The sequence below is a fragment of the Mycobacterium sp. 48b genome, assembly GCF_048282725.1.
Taxonomy (GTDB): Bacteria; Actinomycetota; Actinomycetes; order Mycobacteriales; family Mycobacteriaceae; genus Mycobacterium.
The window spans coordinates 6,002,157-6,022,491 of sequence record NZ_JBLVUL010000001.1 but is presented as its reverse complement, the minus strand read 5'-3'; the positions used below and the strand labels follow the sequence as shown (position 1 = coordinate 6,022,491).

The window sequence follows — 20,335 nt, the reverse complement described above, 5'->3', positions numbered from 1 at the left end:
GGTGTAGTAGAAATCCCGCCGATCACTCTCGCGGTACGGGAGGCTCGTGGTGTGCGGCCTCCCGCACGAGATGAACCCGCGACGCCACCCCGAGTTTGGCGTAGACATGGGTCAGGTGGGCGTGAACGGTCCTGGGCGATACGAAGAGTCGTGCCGCAATCTCCTTGTTGGCCAAACCCTCACAGACCAGTCGGACCACCTGGTGTTCGGCCGGGGTCAGTGATTCCCACCCGCTGGCCGGACGCTTGCGCTCATTACGGCCACGCAGCGCATAGGTGACTGCGTCTTCGGTGGACATGTCGGCGCCTTCACTGCGCGATTGATCGAATTCGTTTTCGCCCAATGCGTCTCGAAGAGCCGCGACCGATGCGGCGTATGCGCCCTCGAATATCGCGAAGCGGACCTCACCGGTGCGCCGTCGGAGCGCTTCGGCGGCTCCCAGCAGTCTTGCCGCCGCGGTCGCGTTCCCGTCCCCGCCGGCCACCTCTGCCAGGCATTCCAGGAGATCAGGAACCCCCAGCATCGCTCCGGCCGCGCTCGCCGAAGCCAGTGCGGTGGCGGCGTCGTGCGCGGCCCGCTGTGGATCGTGTTGTGCCAGGGCTACTCTGGTTCGCGTCAACAGGGCATACGTGCGATGCCAGCCACTCGTCTGCGCCACCGCGTCGTCCGCCCAGCGGCGCGCCGCAGTCAGGTCACCGTCGGCCAGCGCGACGAGTGCGCGTTGCCAGAGGTTGATCCGGATGAGTTCCAGCTCGATCCCGGCCTGGTTCCAGACGTTCTCATGCGCCTCCAGTGCGGCCCTGACATCGCCGGCAGCCAGGGCGGCGACACCGACGGTGAGCCCGTGCACCTGCGCGTAGAACCCGCCCATCTCCTCGGCCACCTCACGTGCCGAGGCGGCGGCGCCGTACGCTCCCGCGGTATCACCTTGGTGGGCAAGGGCGTACGCCAGGTTGAAATAGCCCGAGTAGCTCCAAACGGGGTCCGCTGCCTCGGCGGCATCTGCGGCGACTTCCCGCAGATGGCCGGCTGCCGCGGACAACTGGCCATCGATCAGCTCGGCCCAGCCGACGGCCCAGCGGAATGCCCGCGACACGAATTGGTCGCCGACCGCGCACGCCATATCGTGGCCTTCTTCCGCGCATCTGCGCGCTGTGGCCGGATCACCGGAGAAATACGAGACTTGCCCTCGCCAGGCAAGGATCTGGCTCAACTGCCACATATCGCCCGATTGGCGGGTGAGGCCGATCGCCTCATCGGCGTATGGCCGCGCGATACCGGCGTCGAACGCGGCGGTGCCCGCGCATGCGGTGAGTGCTTTGACGACGAGCGCCGTGTCACCGGTCTCCCGGGCGGCCGCCAATGCCTCCGTGGCCAGGTCGATGGGATTCGGCGCACCGACCATCGCATGCAGCATTGCCTTGTTCGCCAGGGCCTGAACCCATACCGTGGCGTCGACACCGGGGTAGTGCGCGCCTTCGTCAGACAGGGCGGCGTCGAACCAGCCTGACGCCTCGCGCAGCTGGCCTCGAGAAACCCAGACCGGCCAGAGCGCGGAAGCCAGCCGCAACGCGGTGCCGACGTCACCGGTATCACGGCTCCAGCCGAATGCCGCTCGAAGATTGTCGATCTCGGCCTCTGCCTGTTTGATTCGCCACCGGCCGTCGGTGCCGGCCGGTGCACCGAGCGTGTCGGCTCTCGTCCCGTAGTAATCCCGGTGACGGGTGCGTACGGGGTACGCCTCACCTGACTCGTTCAGCCTCTCCTGCGCGTACTGCCGGATTGTTTCGAGCAGCCGATATCGGGTTCGTCCGCGGACGTCGGTGGCGAGCACGAGTGACTTGTCGACCAGAAGGGTCAGCACATCGAGCACTTGATAGGACGCCAGGTCGCCGTCGGCGGCGACGGCACGCGCGGCGTCCAGATCGAACCCTCCCATGAATACGGCCAGGCGGCGCAACAGGATCCGCTCGGTCTCGGTCAGTAGCGCATGTGACCAGTCCACGGATGCGTACAAGGTCTGCTGGCGCCGGACCGCCGTGCGCGCTCCGCCGGTGAGCAGAAGGAATCGGTCATGAAGGCTGTCGAGGATCTCGGTCAGCGACAATGCCCGAATCCGTGCCGCGGCGAGCTCGAGAGCCAACGGCATGCCGTCGAGCCGGCGGCAGATCTCGGATACCGCCGCGGAGTTGGTATCGGTGACAACGAAATCCGGGCGGACGAGCCGTGCGCGGTCGGCGAAGAGTGTGACGGCGTCGTCGTCGCACGGCAGGGGAGGAACCGGTGTTACGGCTTCTCCGGCGACTCCGATCGGCTCCCGGCTGGTCGTCAGCAGAACGAGGTGGGGACAGGCGGTCAGCAGCTGCGCGACGAGCTGTGCACAGGCATCCAACAGGTGCTCGCAGTTGTCCAGCACGATGAGTGCGCGTCGTTCACCGATGAAGCGGCTCAGCATTTCCGTGGCGGGGCGACCCGGTTGATCGAGGAGTCCCAGCGCGCGCACCACCGCGATGGGCACGACCTCTGGATCGGTGACCGGCGCCAGATCGACGTACCAGGTGCCATCGAATTCGGCTGCCACCTGATCGGCGACCTGAATGGCCAAGCGGGTCTTGCCGACACCTCCCGCGCCGGTCAGGGTGACCAGGCGACAGCCGGCGAGCACATCGCGTGTGGCGTTGATCTCGTCGACGCGACCCACGAAACTTGTGAGCTGAGCCGGAAAATTGTGCAGTGATGCCTTTTTTGTGGTGCGCAGCGGGGGGAATTCGTTGACGAGGTCGGCATGACACAGCTGCGTCACCCGTTCGGGACGCGGGAGATCACGCAACATGTGGGACCCCAGCTCCGCCAGATAGACACCGTCGGGCAGGTTCTCGGCCACCAGATCGGCTGTCGTGCCGGACAAAACCGTCTGCCCGCCGTGGGCGAGTTCGCGCAAGCGTGCGGCGCGATTGATCGTCGTGCCGATGTAGTTTCCCTCGTCGCGCAACTGCACCTCACCGGTATGCAACCCGACGCGCAGCCGGATCGGGGCCAACGGGGCACGTTGCAGGGCCGCGGCGCAGGCCGTCGCATCGGAGGCCCGCGCGAACGCGATCACAAAGCTGTCGCCCTCGCCCTGTTCGACCGGTCGCACCCCGCTGTGGGTGGCGATGAGTGCACCGATCGTCCGGTCCAGTCCTGCTACCGCGACAGCCATCTCCTCGGGCTGCGATTGCCACAATCGCGTCGAGCCCTCGATGTCGGCCAACAGCAGCGTCACTGTTCCGGTCGGAAGAGAGTCACTCATGGTGGCGGTGCTCCAGTCGCTTTCGGTCATGGTAGCCAGCATCCGGTGGACCTGATCGCAGATCATCGGCGAAATTGCCTATATCGGGCCCCGCAGGTGTCGCGTCAGATCGTCGCGTTTGTGCCGATGGAATCGGTCCCGCTGCCGGGCACAGTTCGGGCATGACGCAGCTACCCATCACGTGTCCGTCCCTCGACTATTACGGCGCCCGCGACCCAGCAGACGCGCACCGCAACATCGCGGCGGTGCGTCGCGCGGCCCCGATCGCGCTGGGCCCATTCGGGCCGGAGGCACTCAGCTATCGGCTGGTCCGCGCGGTCCTGCGGGATGCGCGGTTTGTGATGCCGGCAGGAAACGGGCTCTCGGCGCAGGGGATCACATCGGGGCCGCTCTGGGACCGAGTGTGTCAGTCGATCGTCGGGCAGGACGGCGACGCTCACCGGCGGCTGCGCCGCCTGGTCTCCCGGAGTTTCACGCCCCGCGCCGCGGCCCGGATGCGCGGCGCATGTGTCCGCGTCAGCAACGAACTCGTGGGGCGCTGTACCGGCGAAGGGCGATGCGATGTAGTCGCCGACCTGGCACGGCCGTATCCGATACCGATCATCTGCGATCTGCTCGGTGTGCCTCCCGAGGACTGGCACCTGTTCGGTGGCTGGGTGAGGGGGGTCGCGAAGGCGTTCGGACCGGACGTCGCCCGGCACGAGACAGCGATCCTGTGGGCGTGGGACAACATGGACGACTACCTCGCTGACTTGACGGAACGACGGCGTCGGTCTCCCACCGACGATCTGTTGTCCGAGCTCGTCAGTGCTGTGGACGGGGACGACCGCTTGAGTCGCGCCGAGCTGCTGAACCTGGTCGCCGTGCTGCTCGTCGCAGGCACCGACACCACCCGCAACCAGTTGGCGGCGGCGGTCCAGGTGCTCTGCGCGCATCCCGGCCAGTGGGAGTTGCTGGCCGCACACCCCGAATTGGCGCCGCGGGTCGTCGACGAGGTGATGAGGTACGCACCGGCCTCGTTCTCCACGATCCGGGTGGCGCGCGACGATCTCGATCTGGATGACTGCAGCATCCCGAGAGGCACATTCGTGGTGGCCAACACGGCCGCCGCCAACCGGGACCCCGCGGTGTTCCCGGACCCTGATCACTTCGACGTCACCAGGCAGAACGCGGCGGTAATCCTCACATTTGGCGGTGGTGCGCACCAATGTCTCGGCATCCACCTGGCCAAGATCGAACTGGCCGAGGTCCTTGCCGTGATGGCCCGGCGCATGCCCGCCATTTGCTGTGCCGGGCCGGCGCCGTGGAGGCCGATCTTCGGCATCTCCGGACCCACAGCGTTGCCTGTCGAATTCGAACCCGGCCACTGAACGCCGCATCCCTGCTCGTTCCCGCGCGTAACCTGTTGGCGCGCGGCAAAGTCGACGGCACATCGAGCGGAGCGGGAGCTGATGCGGTACTACTACTCGGCCGATGCGATCCGTGAGGCTGAGGCGCCACTGCTGGCATCGCTGCCCGACGGTGTGCTGATGGGCCGCGCCGCCTATGGGCTGGCGACCGCGATCGCCGCCGAACTGAAGATCAGGACCGGTGGGGTTGCCGGCCGGCGGATCTGTGCGGTGGTGGGTTCCGGTGACAACGGCGGTGACGCCCTGTGGGCGGCGACGTTCCTGCGTCGCCGCGGAGCGGCAGCTGACGCCGTCCTGCTGAACCCGGAGAAAACTCATGCCAAGGGCCTGGCCGCGTTCCTGCGCGCCGGCGGCCGCGTGGTGTCCGGCATCTCTGCGGCAACCGATTTGGTGATCGACGGAGTCGTCGGAATCTCCGGGCGCGGCCCACTGCGCCCCAATGCCGCGGCGGTGTTCGAGGCCAACACGGCGCCTGTGGTCGCTGTCGACATCCCCAGCGGTCTCGATGTCCAGACCGGGGCCGCCGACGGCCCGCATGTGCATGCCGTCCTGACCGTCACGCTCGGCGGTCTCAAACCCGTACACGCCCTGGGGGAGTGCGGTCGGGTCGAACTCGTGGACATCGGTCTGGATCTGGCGCCGCCCGACCTGGCGGGGTTAGAGGTGGCCGATGTGCGGGCCCGCTGGCCCATTCCCGGCCCGCACGACGACAAGTACACCCAGGGCGTGACGGGGGTGGTGTCCGGCTCGGCAACCTATCCCGGTGCGGCCGTGTTGAGCACCGGCGCTGCGGTGGCCGCCACGTCCGGCATGGTCCGCTATGCCGGAAGTGCCGGACCGCAGGTACTTTCGCACTGGCCCGAGGTGATCGCCGCGGCCAGTCCGCAGGAGGCGGGCCGGGTCCAGGCCTGGGTGGTCGGCCCCGGGCTGGGCACCGATGACACGGCGAAGGCCGCGCTGGTTTTCGCGCTCGAGTCCGATCTGCCGGTGATCGTCGACGCCGACGCGCTCACGATGCTGGCCGCCGATCCCGGATTGCTCGCCGGCCGCAGCGCCCCGACCGTGCTCACCCCCCATGCCGGGGAATTCGAACGGCTGGCAGGTGATCCACCGGGCGCTGATCGCGTCGCCGCCACCCGCGGCCTGGCCGACCGGCTCGGCGCCACCGTGCTGCTCAAGGGCAACGTCACCGTCGTCGCGTCACCAGGCACGACCACCTATCTCAACCCCGCCGGCCAATCTTGGGCTGCCACAGCCGGATCCGGCGATGTGCTGTCCGGGATCATCGGCGCCCTGCTGGCCGGCGGACTGCCCCCCGGCGAAGCCGCAGCCGCTGCAGCCTTCGTCCATGCCCGCGCCGCCGACCTGTCGGCGGCCGATCCCGGTCCCAACCCGGCGCCGACCTCGGCGTCACGCATCCTCGCCCACGTCCGCGCCGCGATCGCCGCGCTGTAACGAAAAGGATCTGCATGTCGCACAAACACCGTCACACCCCGCACATCTCGCCGGCCTACACCGGCAGGCTGGCGATGTCACCGGTCCCGTCGCTGCGCCTGCCCGACAAGTCGATGGAACCCGGTGCGGCGTACCGCTTCATCCACGACGAGCTGATGCTCGACGGCAGCTCACGGTTGAACCTCGCCACGTTCGTCACCACGTGGATGGATCCCGAGGCCGAGAAGCTCATGGCCGAGACGTTCGACAAGAACATGATCGACAAGGACGAGTACCCGGCCACCGCCGCGATCGAGGCGCGCTGCGTGAGCATGGTCGCCGACCTGTTCCACGCCGAAGGACTGAGCGACGACGACGCTTCGGCTGCATGTGGAGTCTCCACGATCGGTTCCAGTGAGGCAGTGATGCTGGGCGGCCTGGCCATGAAATGGCGGTGGCGCGAGAAGGTCGGGTCAGGAAAGGACGGCTGGAATTCCAGAAGACCCAACCTCGTGATGGGTTCCAACGTCCAGGTGGTGTGGGAAAAGTTCTGCCGCTACTTCGACGTCGAGCCGCGCTACCTGCCGATGGAGGAGGGGCGTTACGTGATCACCCCCGAGCAGGTGCTCGACGCGGTCGACGAGGACACCATCGGCGTCGTCGCGATCCTGGGCACCACCTACACCGGGGAGTTGGAGCCGATCGCCGAGATCTGCGCGGCGCTGGATCAGCTCTCGCAAGACAAGGGCCTGGACATTCCCGTGCACGTCGATGCCGCCAGCGGCGGGTTCGTCGTCCCGTTCCTGCACCCCGACCTGGAGTGGGATTTCCGGTTGCCGCGCGTGGTGTCGATCAACGTCAGCGGTCACAAGTACGGCCTGACCTACCCCGGAATCGGCTTCGTGGTGTGGCGCAGCAAGGAGTACCTGCCCGAGGACCTGGTGTTCCGGGTCAACTACCTCGGCGGCGACATGCCGACGTTCACCCTGAACTTCTCCCGGCCCGGCAACCAGGTGGTGGGGCAGTACTACAACTTCCTGCGCCTCGGCCGGGCCGGATACACCCAGGTGATGCAGTGCCTGTCCCAGACGGCCCGCTGGCTGGGGGACGAACTGCGCGACAGCGAGCACTTCGAGCTGATCACCGATGGCTCGGCCATCCCCGTCGTCAGCTTCCGGCTCAAGGGCGAACCGGGTTACACCGAGTTCGACGTGTCCGAGGGGCTGCGCTCGTTCGGCTGGCAGGTGCCTGCCTACACCATGCCCGAGGGGGCCACCGACATCGTGGTGCTGCGGGTCGTCGTGCGCGAGGGGTTCTCGGCCGATCTGGCCCGCGCGCTCAAGGAGGACACGATCACGGTGCTCGGGCGGCTCGACGCGCTCAAGCCACGCGGAGCGTTCGACGACCTGCAGCCGTTTGCGCACTAGCGTCGAAGGCGTGCTGCTGTGGATCAACGGGCCGTTCGGCGTGGGCAAGACCCAGACTGCCTATGAATTGAACCGTCGTCTGGCCGCCAGCGTGGTGTGCGATCCGGAGTTCGTCGGATACGGGCTGCACCGCACGATGCCGCGGCATCTGCGTGGGGATTTCCAGGACCTGCCGGCCTGGCGGCAGGGCGTGTTCGAGGTGCTGGACCACACGTTGCGCTGCCACGAAGGCCCGGTCATCGCGCCCATGACGGTGATCGAACCGCAGTACTTCGCCGAGACGGTCGGGCGGCTCCGGGACGCGGGTCACGCCGTGTTCCACTTCGCGTTGCTGGCCCGTCGGGAAACGGTGCTCGACCGGTTGTCCGACCGTGGGCTGGGGTTCGGTGGATTGCTGCGGCGGGCCGGTCAGCAGGAGCGGATGCTGCGGCGGGAGGCGTTTGCGGTCGAGCGGCTGGACCGCGGCCTGCAGACGCTGGCGGGACCGGAATTCGCCGACCACATCTGGACCGACACGCTCACCATTCCGCAGGTGGCTGACCGAATCGCCGCGACCGCGGGAGTGAAGCTGGCGCCGAACACCGACAGTGAGATCCGGGCTCGGATACGCCGCCTGGGCGTTACCGTCACCCACATCCGGCTGTGATCTGCCCCGATGCCTGCCTCTGGGACAATGGTCGGCGGTGATATGACATGCAGACGACCGAACTCGAGACATCGCTGACCCCGCACGCATCGCCGCAGGCGATGGTGGACCTCGGCGCGATCGACCACAACGTCCGCCTGCTGCGTGAACATGCGGGCAGCGCCCGGGTGATGGCAGTGGTCAAGGCCGACGGCTACGGGCACGGCGCTGTCGAGGTGGGCCGCGCCGCGCTGGCTGCCGGAGCCGCCGAACTCGGGGTGGTGACCATCGCCGAGGCCGTGGCACTGCGGGCCGGCGGAATCACGGCCCCGGTGCTGTGCTGGCTGCACCCGCCGGGCACCGACTTCGCCCCCGCACTCGAGGCCGACATTCAGATCGCGGTGTCCTCGGTGCGCCAACTCGATGCCGTGGTGGCGGCCGTGCATCAGACCGGCCGCACCGCGACTGTCTCGGTGAAGGTCGACACGGGGCTGAGCCGCAACGGTGTCAGCCCGGCCGATTTCCCCGAGGTGATCGCCGGGTTGGACCGAGCCCAGGCCGACGGGGCGATCCAGGTCCGCGGCATCATGAGTCACCTGGTGCACGGCGACGAGCCGGACAATCCGTTCAACGACCTGCAGGGCAGGCGCCTGACCGCGATGCGTGAGCAGGCCGCTGAACAAGGCGTGGTGTTCGAGCTGGCGCATCTGTCCAATTCGCCTGCGGCGATGACCCGTCCGGATCTGGCCTTCGACATGGTGCGGCCCGGCATCGCGGTCTACGGCCTCAGTCCCATCCCCGAGCGTGGCGACATGGGGCTGATTCCCGCCATGACATTGAAATGCCCTGTGGTGCTGGTGCGTTCGGTCCATGCCGGCGACGGGGTGTCCTACGGTCACCGCTGGATCGCCGACCGGGACACCACCCTGGCGCTGATACCGGTGGGCTACGCCGACGGCATCTTCCGCTCGTTGAGCGGGAAGATCGAGGTGCTGATCAACGGCCGGCGCCGCCCGGCCGTCGGGCGGATCTGTATGGACCAGTTCGTCGTCGATCTCGGCCCGGACGTCACCGACGTCACCGAAGGTGACGAGGCGATCCTGTTCGGTCCCGGCAGCCACGGTGAACAGACCGCGCAGGACTGGGCCGAACTGCTCGGCACCATCAATTACGAGGTGGTCACCAGTCCACGCGGACGGATCAGCCGTACCTATCTGCAGGCAGGTCGCGGGCGTTGAGTCGCAACGCTCAGTGGTTGGCCGGGGCCGCCGGGCTGACGGCCGTGGGCACGGTGGCGGGCAGGTCGGTGGCGCGGTCCCTGACCCGTCGCAGAGCCGGCGAGGATCCCTACCTGGGCGAGGATTTCGAGCGCCTCGATGCCGACCGCAGCTCCGTGGTGACGACCGAGGACGGGGTGCCGCTGGCGGTGCGTGAGGTCGGCCCCAACGATGCCCCGCTGACGGTGGTGTTCGCGCACGGTTTCTGTCTGCGTATGGGGGCCTTCTACTTTCAGCGCACCCGGCTGGCCGAACAGTGGGGCCCGCAGGTGCGGATGGTGTTCTACGACCAGCGTGGCCACGGTCAGTCCGGCGCAGCGCCGCCCGAGACCTACACCGTCGAACAACTCGGGCGCGACCTGGAAGCCGTTCTGGCTGTGACGGTTCCGCGTGGACCCGCGGTGCTGGTCGGCCATTCGATGGGCGGTATGACGGTGCTCTCGCATGCGCGGCAGTTCCCGCACCGCTATCCGAAGCAGATCGTGGGTGCCGCGGTGATCTCCTCGGCGGTCGAGGGCGTGGCCCGGTCTCCGCTGGGCGAGATCCTGCGTAACCCGGCGCTGGAGGCGGTGCGGTTCGTGGCCCGTTATGCCCCCGGCGCCGTGCATCGCACCCGCGGCGCGGCGCGGTCGGTGATCGGTCCGGTCCTGCGCGTCGCGTCCTACGGCGACGAGGCGGTCAGCCCGAGCGTGGTCGAATTCTCCGAGCGGATGATGCACGGCACCTCGATCACCACGCTGGTCGAATTCCTGCATGCGCTGGAGGTCCATGACGAGGCGGGGGCCCTGCGGGTGCTGGCGAAAGTGCCGACACTGATCGCCTGCGGTGACCGTGACCTGCTCACCCCAATGGAATACTCAAAGGCCATGGCCGCACAGCTACCCCGCTCCGAACTGGTGATCGTCGGGGGAGCGGGCCACCTGGTCCAGCTTGAGGAGCCCGTGGTGATCGACGACGCACTGGTCCGTCTGGTGGAGCGGGCCACCCCCTCCAAACTGGTCACCCTGACCCGCCGGGTCCGCGACCGGGTCCGGTTCCGTGGCTGAACGCAGTGCCGGCACGGCCCAGTTGGCCACCACCGAGGACACCATCGCGCTGGGGGCAACGCTGGGTGCCGGGCTCAAGGCCGGCGACGTGGTGGTGTTGTCCGGTCCGCTGGGTGCCGGCAAGACCGTGATGGCCAAGGGCATCGCGGCGGCGATGGATGTGGACGGGCCGGTGGTCTCCCCGACGTACGTGTTGGCCCGCGTGCATCCCGCCCGGCAGACCGGCCGGCCGGCGATGGTGCATGTGGACATGTACCGGCTGCTCGACCATCCCGGCGTCGACCTGTTGGGCGAACTCGATGCGCTCGACCTCGACACCGATCTCGACGACGCCGTAGTGGTGGTCGAGTGGGGCGAGGGCCTGGCCGAACGACTTTCCGAACATCACCTGGACATCCGGATCGAACGGGACACCGAAACCGAGACGCGCACGGTGATCTGGCAGTGGAGCGCCCCATGAATGTGTTGACCATCGACACCGCGACCCCGGCGGTCAGCGCCGGCGTGGTCCGCCGTGCCGAGGACGGCACCGTGGAGGCCCTCGCCGAACGGGTGACCCTGGATGCCCGCGCCCACGCCGAACAGCTCACACCGAACGTGCTCGGCGCCGTGTCCGATGCCGGGATCACGGTCGCCGAACTCGACGCGGTCGTCGTCGGGTGCGGACCCGGCCCGTTCACGGGCCTGCGGGTGGGGATGGCCAGTGCCGCCGCGTTCGCCCACGCGGTGGGCGTTCCGGTGCACGGGGTGTGCAGCCTGGACGCCATCGGAATCCACACCGACGGTGACGTATTGGTGGTCACCGATGCGCGGCGTCGAGAGGTGTACTGGGCGCACTACCGCGACGGGGTCCGGGTCGACGGTCCCGCCGTCAACGCTCCCGGCGATGTGGCGGCGGTCCTGCAAAGCTCGGTCGCCGCCGTGGCCGGTTCACCCGAGCATGCCGAACTGTTCACCCTGCCCCGGCTCGACGTCGTCTACCCGACCCCTACGGGCCTGGTGCGCGCCGTCGCCGATTGGGATGAGCCGCAACCGCTGGTGCCGCTGTACCTGCGCCGGCCCGACGCCAAACCGTCTGTGGCGGTCCGGAAATGACCGTGTTCGACGCGCTGACCCGGGCTGATGCCCCACGGTGTGCGGAGCTGGAGGCCAAGCTGTTCGCCGGCGACGATCCGTGGCCGGCCACGGCATTTCTGGCCGAGCTCGACGCCAAGCACAACCGCTACATCGCGGCCCGCAGCGACGGGGTGCTGGTCGGCTATGCCGGCATCTCCCGGCTGGGCCGCATGCGGCCGTACGAATACGAGATCCACACCATCGGGGTCGACCCCGAGTTCCAGGGGCAGGGGATCGGGCGTCGGCTGCTCGATGATCTGCTCGACTTCGCCTCGGGCGGAACGGTTTTCCTGGAAGTCCGCACCGACAACGAACCGGCCATCGGGCTGTACGAGAGCGTCGGATTCGTCAACATCGGCCTGCGCAAGCGGTACTACCGCGCCAGCGGGGCCGACGCCTACACCATGCAACGCCTTCCCCAAGGGAACCTGACGTGATCATCCTGGCTATCGAAAGTTCCTGTGACGAAACCGGAGTCGGCATCGCCGACCTCGCCGAAGACGGCACGGTACGGCTGCTGGCCGACGAGGTGGCCTCCAGCGTCGACGAGCATGCCCGGTACGGCGGCGTCGTTCCCGAGATCGCCTCGCGCGCGCACCTGGAAGCGCTGGGGCCGACTATGCGCCGCGCCCTGGACACCGCGGGCATCGACCGGCCCGACGTCGTCGCCGCCACCATCGGCCCCGGGCTCGCCGGGGCGCTGCTGGTCGGTGTGGCCGCCGCCAAGGCGTATGCGGCCGGCTGGGACGTCCCGTTCTACGGGGTCAACCACCTCGGTGGGCACCTTGCCGCCGACGTGTACGACCACGGCCCGCTGCCCGAGAGTGTGGGCCTGCTGGTGTCCGGTGGCCACACCCATCTGCTGCATGTCCGGTCGCTGGGGGAGCCCATCATCGAGTTGGGCAGCACCGTCGACGACGCCGCCGGTGAGGCCTACGACAAGGTGGCCCGGCTGCTCGGACTGGGCTATCCCGGCGGGCGGGTGCTCGATGACTTGGCCCGCACCGGTGACCGCGACGCCATCGTCTTCCCGCGAGGGATGACCGGGCCGCGCGACGACCCGTACGTGTTCAGCTTCTCCGGTCTCAAGACCGCGGTGGCCCGCTATGTGGAAGCCCACCCGGAGGCTTCCCAGGCCGACGTGGCGGCCGGTTTCCAGGAGGCCGTCGCCGACGTGCTGACGGCCAAGGCCGTGCGGGCGGCCACCGACATCGGGGTGTCCACCCTGCTGATCGCCGGCGGGGTGGCGGCCAACTCCCGGCTTCGGGAACTGGCCGAGGAACGCTGCGCAGCGGCAGGCCTGACGCTGCGGGTGCCGCGGCCGCGGTTGTGCACCGACAACGGCGCGATGATCGCCTCGTTCGCCGCACACCTGATCGCGGCCGGTGCGGCACCCTCGCCGCTGGATGCGGCCAGTGATCCGGGGCTGCCGGTGGTGAAGGGACAGGTGGCATGAGCTCTCTGCCCGACAAGCTGGCCGACAAGCTCGAGGTCACCGAGCTCCTCTACCGCTATGCCGAGCTGATCGATGCCGGAGACTTCGACGGGGTCGGGACTCTGCTGGGGCGTGCCACGTTCGGCGGCCCCGCATCGGGCAGCGTCGCTGGGGAGCAGGCCATCGCCAAGTTGTTCGCGCACACCACCCGGCGGTTCCCGGACCACGGCAACCGCACCCGAACTCGACACCTTGTGCTCAACCCGATCGTCGACATCGACGGTGCGGGCGCGACGGCCCGCTCGACGTTCGTCGTCGTCCAGAACACCGAAACGGTGCCGCTGCAGCCCATCGCGGTCGGCCGCTACTTCGACGTGTTCGCCCGCGATGAAAGTGGCTGGTATTTCACCGAGCGCAAGGTCGATGTCGAGATGGTCGGAGACGTGTCCGACCATCTGAACATCGCGTTATAGGACGGGCCTCGGGACGCCGGCTATGCGGCCGTGCGGATGTTCACGACGTGGAAGTCGCTGGTGAACACCCGAGCGCCCACGGGTAGCGGCGGGGCGGTACTTCGATAGGTGCGCCCGGTCGGCGTCGTGAGCTCTGTGGTGTGGCGGCCGTACCGGTCGTAGGTGGTCGCGGTCTGCCACCCTGGGCTTTCCTTCGTGTAATTGCAGCGCTCGCACAGCCCTTGTCCGTTGCCGGCGCTGGTCGGACCGCCGTCGGCGTGCCGGGTGATGTGGTCGATGTGGCGAACCGGTGCGTCGCAGTAGGGGGTGCGGCAGCGCTGGTCACGCAAGGCGATCAGCCAGCGCAGCCCCTTGGGGAACGCCCGGGCGGTGGACTCCAGAGCGACCAAGTTGCCGGTGGCCGGATCTGCGTAGAGCTTGCGCACCGCGGCCTCGACCTCGGGGTCCAGCAGCGCCGCCAATGCCATCTGCCGGGCCACCGCCGCCGGAATGGGGCCGTATCCCTGCAGCACCGCCGGCTCGGAACCCTGGGCCAACAAGCTCTCGTCGGAGACCACCAGATTGAGGTCGACCGGGACCGCCGCCCCGACCTCACGCCCGGTGACGCGTCGATAGAAGGCGTCGGCCATCAACGGGCCCTTCCCCTCGCATCCATCTCCGGCGGCGATCGATGCCGCCGCGGCTGCAGCAGCTTCCGCCTGCAACGCCTGATAGGCCGTGACGCCTTCGGCCGCGGTCAGCAGCGCCGTCACGTACGCCATGCCGTGCGGAGCGGGACGCAGCGTGACGGCGCGATCGCACTGATGGCGGCTGATGCGCTCCATCACGGCGTCCTGGTCGAGCCGAAACGCCACCCGCCCCGCCTCGGCCTCAACCTTTCTGTCCCCCAGACCATCCAGCACGTCAGGATCGGCGCACAGTTCGGCGTCCATCGCGTGTCGATCTGCTGGTGACAGGCAGGCGGCCTGGTCTGCGATGATCATCGCCCGGTTTTCGGTAAGCGCCCCCGACTGCAGTGCGGCCAGGGTGTGGGGCATATCGTCGGCCAGGATCCGGGACGCCTTCAGATACTTGGCCCCGTGCCAAGGGGAGGCCTTGCGGGCCAGCCCGACCTCCGAGGCCAGCCCTTGGGCACGTCTGGCGGCAGGTACACCCTCAGCGGCCTCACGGGCGAGGCGCTTGGTTTCCAGCAGCGCCGTCAACCTGACCTGTTCCGCGGCAATGCCGGCGGTCGCGCGGGTCATCGCAGCTAGCTGATCGACCAACGCCGCTTCCGTGGCGGCGAGGTCGATGTTCCAACTAACTTCGAACATGTGTTCGAGCATAGCACTGTGCACTGACTCATGGTTTTTGGCAGGGTTCGAGTCCTTCCCTGAGTTTCGCGTGCGGCGCACAACCCACCCTTGAGTGCTAGCACTCGCATGTATAGAGTGCTAGGTGGCATGCGGCCAACCCCGGCGCCGGCACCCGCGACGACGGAGCAAGGGCACGGACGCTTGCCGAACACCTGGTTAACCGGCATCTGGGGAATCCCCCGGATCCACACCCCGAAAAGTGGAGGGCTTCCATCGTGGCAGTCAACATCAAGCCACTCGAGGACAAGATCCTCGTTCAGGCCAACGCGGCCGAGACCACGACCGCTTCCGGTCTGGTCATCCCCGACACCGCCAAGGAAAAGCCGCAGGAAGGCACCGTCGTCGCAGTTGGCCCCGGCCGCTGGGATGAGGACGGCGAGAAGCGGATCCCCCTGGACGTTGCCGAGGGTGACACCGTCATCTACAGCAAGTACGGCGGCACCGAGATCAAGTACAACGGCGAGGAGTACCTGATCCTGTCCGCTCGCGACGTGCTGGCTGTCGTCGCCAAGTAAGTACTCGTGCGTCCGCCCCGGAGATCCCCGTGTTCAGCACGGGCGGTTTCCGGGGCGGTATGCGTTAGGAGTCATGAAAGAGACTTATGAGCAAGCAGATTGAGTTCAACGAGACTGCGCGCCGGGCCATGGAGGCCGGTGTCGACAAGCTCGCCGATGCGGTCAAGGTGACGCTGGGTCCGCGCGGTCGGAACGTGGTGCTGGCCAAGGCCTTCGGTGGTCCGCAGGTCACCAACGACGGTGTCACGATCGCCCGTGAGATCGACCTGGAAGACCCGTTCGAGAACCTCGGTGCCCAGCTGGTGAAGTCGGTGGCCACCAAGACCAACGACGTCGCAGGCGACGGCACCACCACCGCCACCGTGCTGGCGCAGGCCCTGGTCAAGGCCGGCCTGCGCAACGTGGCCGCCGGTGCAAACCCGATCGCGCTGGGTCTGGGTATCGGCAAGGCCGCCGACGCCGTGTCCGAAGCCCTGCTGGCCGCGGCCACCCCGGTGTCGGACAAGACCGCCATCGCCCAGGTCGCCACGGTGTCCTCGCGCGACGAGCAGATCGGTGAGCTGGTCGGCGAGGCCATGACCAAGGTCGGTCACGACGGTGTGGTCACCATCGAGGAGTCCTCGACGCTGAGCACCGAGCTCGAGGTCACCGAGGGCGTCGGCTTCGACAAGGGCTTCATCTCGGCCTACTTCGTCAACGACTTCGATTCCCAGGAAGCCGTGCTCGAGGATGCCGTGGTGCTGCTGCACCGCGACAAGATCAGCTCGCTGCCCGACCTGCTGCCGCTGCTGGAGAAGGTCGCCGAGAGCGGCAAGCCGCTGCTGATCATCGCCGAGGACGTCGAGGGCGAGGCGCTGTCGACCCTGGTCGTCAACGCCATCCGCAAGACGCTCAAGGCTGTGGCCGTCAAGGCGCCGTTCTTCGGCGATCGCCGCAAGGCGTTCCTGGACGATCTGGCGATCGTCACCGGTGGCGAGGTCGTCAACCCCGACGTGGGCCTGGTGCTGCGCGAGGCCGGCCTGGACGTGCTGGGCTCTGCCCGTCGCGTGGTGGTCACCAAGGACAGCACCGTGATCGTCGACGGCGGCGGCTCCAAGGACGCGGTCGCCGACCGGGTCAAGCAGCTCAAGGCCGAGATCGAGACCACCGATTCCGACTGGGATCGGGAGAAGCTGCAGGAGCGGCTGGCCAAGCTGTCCGGCGGCGTCGCGGTGATCAAGGTCGGCGCGGCCACCGAGACCGACCTGAAGAAGCGCAAGGAAGCGGTCGAGGATGCCGTCGCGGCGGCCAAGGCTGCTGTCGAGGAGGGCATCGTCACCGGTGGTGGCGCCGCACTCGTGCAGGCTCGCGCGGCGCTGGACAAGCTGCGCGGCGAGGTCAAGGGCGACGAGGCCCTCGGCGTCGAGGTGTTTTCCTCCGCGCTGTCGGCCCCGCTGTACTGGATCGCCACCAACGCCGGTCTCGACGGCTCAGTCGTGGTGAACAAGGTCAGCGAGCAGGGCAACGGTCACGGCTTCAACGCCGCCAAGCTGTCCTACGGTGACCTGGTCGCCGAGGGCATCGTGGATCCGGTCAAGGTGACCCGCTCGGCGGTGCTCAACGCGGCATCGGTGGCGCGCATGATCCTGACGACCGAGACGGCCGTCGTGGACAAGCCGGCCGAGGAAGATGACCACGCCGGTCATCACCACGGCCACGCGCACTAGGTAGTACCAACGAAACACCCTCGGTCCTGTTGGGCCGGGGGTGTTTTCGTTGCCAGGCCGAACTTGCTGATTTCCGCAGTTCAACGGCCTCGGGCGCTTACTCTCCCGGCATGGATCGCATCTGGCAGTGGGTGTGGGATCGGCACGGCGCCAAGTATCCGTGGGCCATCTGGGCATTCGGATTCACATCGATACTCGTGACCTACACCCTATGGGCGTTGGTCATCACCTCCTACGAGAGATCGAATCGCTATCTCGAAGCGGTCGTCGTCACCGCTGTCGCGGTCGTGCTGCAGTCGTTCGTCGTGCTGCCTGGTCCGCGGCGGTTCCGCCTGATGCGACCGGTGTCAGCGGCGGACGAGATCGACCGATTCCAAGCACTCAACGCAACGTACGTCTGGGCCCGCGCCTCGGGTATCAGACAGTTGTTGTTCGTGACTATCTGGGCCGCAGTTCTTTTCGCGGTTGTCGGAGTACTCGCCGGAGCCCGCGGTACGCGGGTTGTCGAGTACGCGATCGTAGGTGGCGCCATGGGCACGGTTACGACACTCATCAGCCTCCACACGTTCACGGAGGGATCATTGCGACCTGTGCGGGCTGCGCTGGCCGGGGATTCGGGGATCGGTGACGCTCTTCCACGCTCCCGCCCCACGTTTGCCCGGTGGTTGGAAATCTCGATGCTCTGCGCCCTGTGCAACTTCACCACCGCGGGCATCATGGTCGGAGTCCTGCTCGGCAGGGTCAGCGATTCCCCCGTTCTGCCGCTCGTCATCGCCTGCGTGGCGACAGCCGTCCTCGCGGCGCCGGTCACAGTCGGTGCCGTCGTCTCGCCGGCACTGCGTCCGATCCGCGACCTCGCCGAAGGCACTGAACGCGTTGCGGTAGGCGATTACACCCGACGCATCCCCGTGGTCCAGGACGACGATCTTGGCGCGTTGGCGGCGTCGTTCAATCGGATGCAGGCGGGATTGATCGAGCGGCAACGACTGCAGGCGGCATTCGGCACGTACGTCGACCCGGGTTTGGCGTCCCGACTGCTCGAGCAGGGCGACGATGTGTTCACCGGCGAGCGCCGTGAGGTGACGGTGATGTTCGTCGACGTCCGAGATTTCACGTCGTTCGCCGAGACAAATCCCGCCGAGGACACGGTGTCCCGGCTCCATGCGCTGTTCGAGATTGTTGTGCCTGCGGTGGTCGATGCCGGTGGACATGTGAACAAGTTCCTCGGCGATGGTGCGCTGGCGGTATTCGGGGCGCCGAACGATCTGGCCAGTCATGCCGATGCGGCGGTGAGCGCCGCGGTGTGGATGCAGCGATTGGTTGCCGAACGATTCGAGGGCGCACTACGAATCGGGATCGGCATCAACACCGGCATGGTGATCGCAGGCACCATCGGCGGCTGCGGAAAGTTGGAGTTCACGCTGATCGGTGACGCCGTCAACGTCGCCGCCCGTGTGGAGCAGCTGACCAAGTCGACCGGTGATCTGATCCTGCTGACCCAGCCGACCGTCGACGCCTTGGACGTGCACCCAGCCGGACTTGCCGATCGCGGGCCTCACGCGCTCAAAGGCAAGTCAGCAGCGGTAAGGGTGTTCGCGCTCGACCCATAGCTCCACCGAGTCTCCGGTGAGATCGCGATTTTCGACGAAATGACGATCGACGCGCAGTCTCGACGATCTGTGCAGTTCAACCGGTACGGCGGTCTAGTGTCGCGGCATGGACCGGATCTTCCAGTGGGTCTGGGACCGGTACGGGACGAGGTACTCGTGGGCGGTCTGCGCCCTCGTCTACCCCGCGGGGCTATCCGTGCACCTCGCCTACCCGCTGTTGATCGTTGCCTTCCAGGAATCCGATCGCTACGGCGCGGCGGTGGCCATCACCTTGGTCGCCATGTTGGTGCGGGTTTACGTGATGGTGCTGCCCGGCTCGAAACCGTTGCGCCTCATCGAAGACTGGGCCGCGGGCCGCGAGGTCGATCCGGTGGAGTTGCTCCGCGTCACCTATGCGTACGGGCGGGGGACGACGGCGCGCGTGGCCGCGACCGACGTGGTCTGGACGGCGTGCCTCGGGGTCGTGGTCGCCGCGATGGCCGGCGCGACCGGGTGGCGACTGGCCGAGTACGGGATATTCGGTGCTGTTTACGGAGCGGCCACCGGGGTGATCGGTGTGCACAGCTTCAGTGAGGGGTCACTGCGTCCGGTGCGGGCCGCCGTCGCGGGCGACACGGGATTGGGTGACTCGCTGCCGCGCTCTCATCCGAGTTTTGCCGCGTGGTCGAACGTCACCATGCTGGCGATGGCATTCGCCTTCGGCATCGGGTCCGCCTTCACCGCCTCGGTGATCGACCGCGCTCGTGAGGATCCCATCGTTTCCGTGCTGATCGGGGCTGCGTTGATGCTGATCGCCGGCCCGATCGCGGTGATGACTTTTGCGCCTTTCCTGCGACCCATCCGCGACCTCGCCGAGGGCACAGAACGGGTCGCCGCGGGCGATTACAGCCGGCGGCTGCCGGTGGTGCAGGACGATGACCTCGGGGCGTTGGCCGCCTCGTTCAACCGCATGCAGGCGGGTTTGGCTGAGCGGCAACGACTTCAGGCCGCGTTCGGGACGTACGTGGACCCCGTCCTGGCTGCACGGCTGCTTGAGCAAGGTGACGATGTGTTCACCGGTGAGCGCCGCGAGGTGACGGTGATGTTCGTCGACATCCGCGACTTCACCCCGTTCGCCGAGGCCAACACCGCCGAGGACACCGTCGCGCGCCTGAATGCACTCTTCGAGATTGTGGTGCCTGCCGTGGTCGACGCCGGTGGGCACGTCAACAAATTCCTCGGCGACGGTGCGCTGGCGGTCTTCGGCGCCCCCAATGACCTTGCGAATCATGCCAATGCCGCGGTGAGCGCCGCGGTGCTGATGCAGCGGCTGGTTGCCGAACGATTCGAGAGTGCGCTGCGGATCGGCATCGGCATCAACACCGGCGTGGTGATCGCAGGCACCATCGGTGGCGGCGGCAAGCTGGAGTTCACGCTGATCGGTGACGTCGTCAACGTGGCCGCCCGCGTCGAGCAGCTCACCAAGACGACGGGGGATTCGATCCTGCTGACCCAGCCGACCGTCGACACCCTGGATGCCCGGCCACCCGGACTCGCCGACCGGGGTCTGCACGAGCTGAAAGGCAAGTCGGCTCCGGTCAAGGTCTTCGGGCTGGACCCGTAGCCGCACCGTGCC

At 67.7% G+C, this 20,335-nt stretch carries 17 protein-coding genes; 15 read left to right on the top strand and 2 right to left on the bottom strand.

Annotated features, from left to right (window positions below):
- Window positions 1–22: 22 nt before the first annotated feature.
- Window positions 23–3,322, bottom strand: coding sequence for a helix-turn-helix transcriptional regulator (locus ACNQR1_RS29410; protein ID WP_418049103.1), 3,300 nt, complete (start codon window positions 3,320–3,322; stop codon window positions 23–25).
- Between the two features lie 131 nt (window positions 3,323–3,453).
- Between ACNQR1_RS29410 and ACNQR1_RS29405 the strand changes: the two genes are divergently transcribed.
- The 11 genes from ACNQR1_RS29405 (at window position 3,454) to ACNQR1_RS29355 (ending at window position 13,534) form a co-directional block, all read left to right on the top strand.
- Complete coding sequence (locus ACNQR1_RS29405; RefSeq protein ID WP_418049102.1) at window positions 3,454–4,662, top strand: cytochrome P450; 1,209 nt, start codon at window positions 3,454–3,456, stop codon at window positions 4,660–4,662.
- Between the two features lie 81 nt (window positions 4,663–4,743).
- Window positions 4,744–6,156 carry an NAD(P)H-hydrate dehydratase gene (locus tag ACNQR1_RS29400; RefSeq protein ID WP_418049101.1) on the top strand — a complete coding sequence of 471 codons (1,413 nt, stop codon included), beginning with the start codon at window positions 4,744–4,746 and terminating at the stop codon, window positions 6,154–6,156.
- Between the two features lie 14 nt (window positions 6,157–6,170).
- Window positions 6,171–7,562 carry a glutamate decarboxylase gene (locus ACNQR1_RS29395; RefSeq protein ID WP_418049100.1) on the top strand — a complete coding sequence of 464 codons (1,392 nt, stop codon included), beginning with the start codon at window positions 6,171–6,173 and terminating at the stop codon, window positions 7,560–7,562.
- A 10-nt stretch (window positions 7,563–7,572) separates the two neighbouring features.
- Window positions 7,573–8,208: an AAA family ATPase gene (locus tag ACNQR1_RS29390; RefSeq protein WP_418049099.1), complete on the top strand. Its 636-nt coding sequence runs from the start codon at window positions 7,573–7,575 to the stop codon at window positions 8,206–8,208.
- A 47-nt stretch (window positions 8,209–8,255) separates the two neighbouring features.
- Window positions 8,256–9,425 (top strand): alanine racemase, encoded by a 1,170-nt coding sequence (alr, locus tag ACNQR1_RS29385; RefSeq protein WP_418049098.1) that lies wholly within the window; start codon window positions 8,256–8,258, stop codon window positions 9,423–9,425.
- A complete protein-coding gene (locus tag ACNQR1_RS29380) occupies window positions 9,422–10,510 on the top strand; it encodes an alpha/beta fold hydrolase (protein ID WP_418049097.1) in 1,089 nt (362 codons plus the stop codon). The genes alr and ACNQR1_RS29380 overlap by 4 nt, the downstream gene beginning before the upstream one ends.
- Window positions 10,503–10,970, top strand: a complete 468-nt coding sequence (gene tsaE, locus ACNQR1_RS29375) for a tRNA (adenosine(37)-N6)-threonylcarbamoyltransferase complex ATPase subunit type 1 TsaE (protein ID WP_418049096.1) — start codon at window positions 10,503–10,505, stop codon at window positions 10,968–10,970. The genes ACNQR1_RS29380 and tsaE overlap by 8 nt, the downstream gene beginning before the upstream one ends.
- Window positions 10,967–11,605, top strand: a complete 639-nt coding sequence (gene tsaB, locus ACNQR1_RS29370) for a tRNA (adenosine(37)-N6)-threonylcarbamoyltransferase complex dimerization subunit type 1 TsaB (RefSeq protein WP_418049095.1) — start codon at window positions 10,967–10,969, stop codon at window positions 11,603–11,605. Before tsaE ends, tsaB begins: the two co-directional genes overlap by 4 nt.
- Window positions 11,602–12,063, top strand: a complete 462-nt coding sequence (gene rimI / locus ACNQR1_RS29365; RefSeq protein ID WP_418049094.1) for a ribosomal protein S18-alanine N-acetyltransferase — start codon at window positions 11,602–11,604, stop codon at window positions 12,061–12,063. The genes tsaB and rimI overlap by 4 nt, the downstream gene beginning before the upstream one ends.
- A complete protein-coding gene (gene tsaD / locus ACNQR1_RS29360; protein ID WP_418049093.1) occupies window positions 12,060–13,082 on the top strand; it encodes a tRNA (adenosine(37)-N6)-threonylcarbamoyltransferase complex transferase subunit TsaD in 1,023 nt (340 codons plus the stop codon). Before rimI ends, tsaD begins: the two co-directional genes overlap by 4 nt.
- On the top strand, window positions 13,079–13,534 hold the full coding sequence (locus ACNQR1_RS29355; protein WP_418049092.1) for a nuclear transport factor 2 family protein: 456 nt from the start codon (window positions 13,079–13,081) through the stop codon (window positions 13,532–13,534). Before tsaD ends, ACNQR1_RS29355 begins: the two co-directional genes overlap by 4 nt.
- Before the next feature lie 20 nt (window positions 13,535–13,554).
- On the opposite strand, the gene ACNQR1_RS29350 is transcribed toward ACNQR1_RS29355, so the two are convergent.
- Entirely contained in the window at window positions 13,555–14,847 is a 1,293-nt protein-coding gene (locus ACNQR1_RS29350; RefSeq protein ID WP_418049091.1) for an HNH endonuclease, read from the bottom strand.
- Window positions 14,848–15,101: 254 nt separating this feature from the next.
- Here ACNQR1_RS29350 and groES point away from each other — a divergent pair, with 254 nt between their 5' ends.
- The 4 genes from groES to ACNQR1_RS29330 all read left to right on the top strand — a co-directional run bounded on the left by groES (window position 15,102) and on the right by ACNQR1_RS29330 (window position 20,323).
- Entirely contained in the window at window positions 15,102–15,404 is a 303-nt protein-coding gene (gene groES, locus ACNQR1_RS29345; RefSeq protein WP_036390082.1) for a co-chaperone GroES, read from the top strand.
- 86 nt (window positions 15,405–15,490) lie between these two features.
- Window positions 15,491–17,110: a chaperonin GroEL gene (groL, locus tag ACNQR1_RS29340; RefSeq protein WP_418049090.1), complete on the top strand. Its 1,620-nt coding sequence runs from the start codon at window positions 15,491–15,493 to the stop codon at window positions 17,108–17,110.
- Window positions 17,111–17,220: 110 nt separating this feature from the next.
- Window positions 17,221–18,720 (top strand): adenylate/guanylate cyclase domain-containing protein, encoded by a 1,500-nt coding sequence (locus tag ACNQR1_RS29335; RefSeq protein WP_418049089.1) that lies wholly within the window; start codon window positions 17,221–17,223, stop codon window positions 18,718–18,720.
- 106 nt (window positions 18,721–18,826) lie between these two features.
- Window positions 18,827–20,323 carry an adenylate/guanylate cyclase domain-containing protein gene (locus tag ACNQR1_RS29330; RefSeq protein ID WP_418049088.1) on the top strand — a complete coding sequence of 499 codons (1,497 nt, stop codon included), beginning with the start codon at window positions 18,827–18,829 and terminating at the stop codon, window positions 20,321–20,323.
- Window positions 20,324–20,335: the final 12 nt, after the last annotated feature.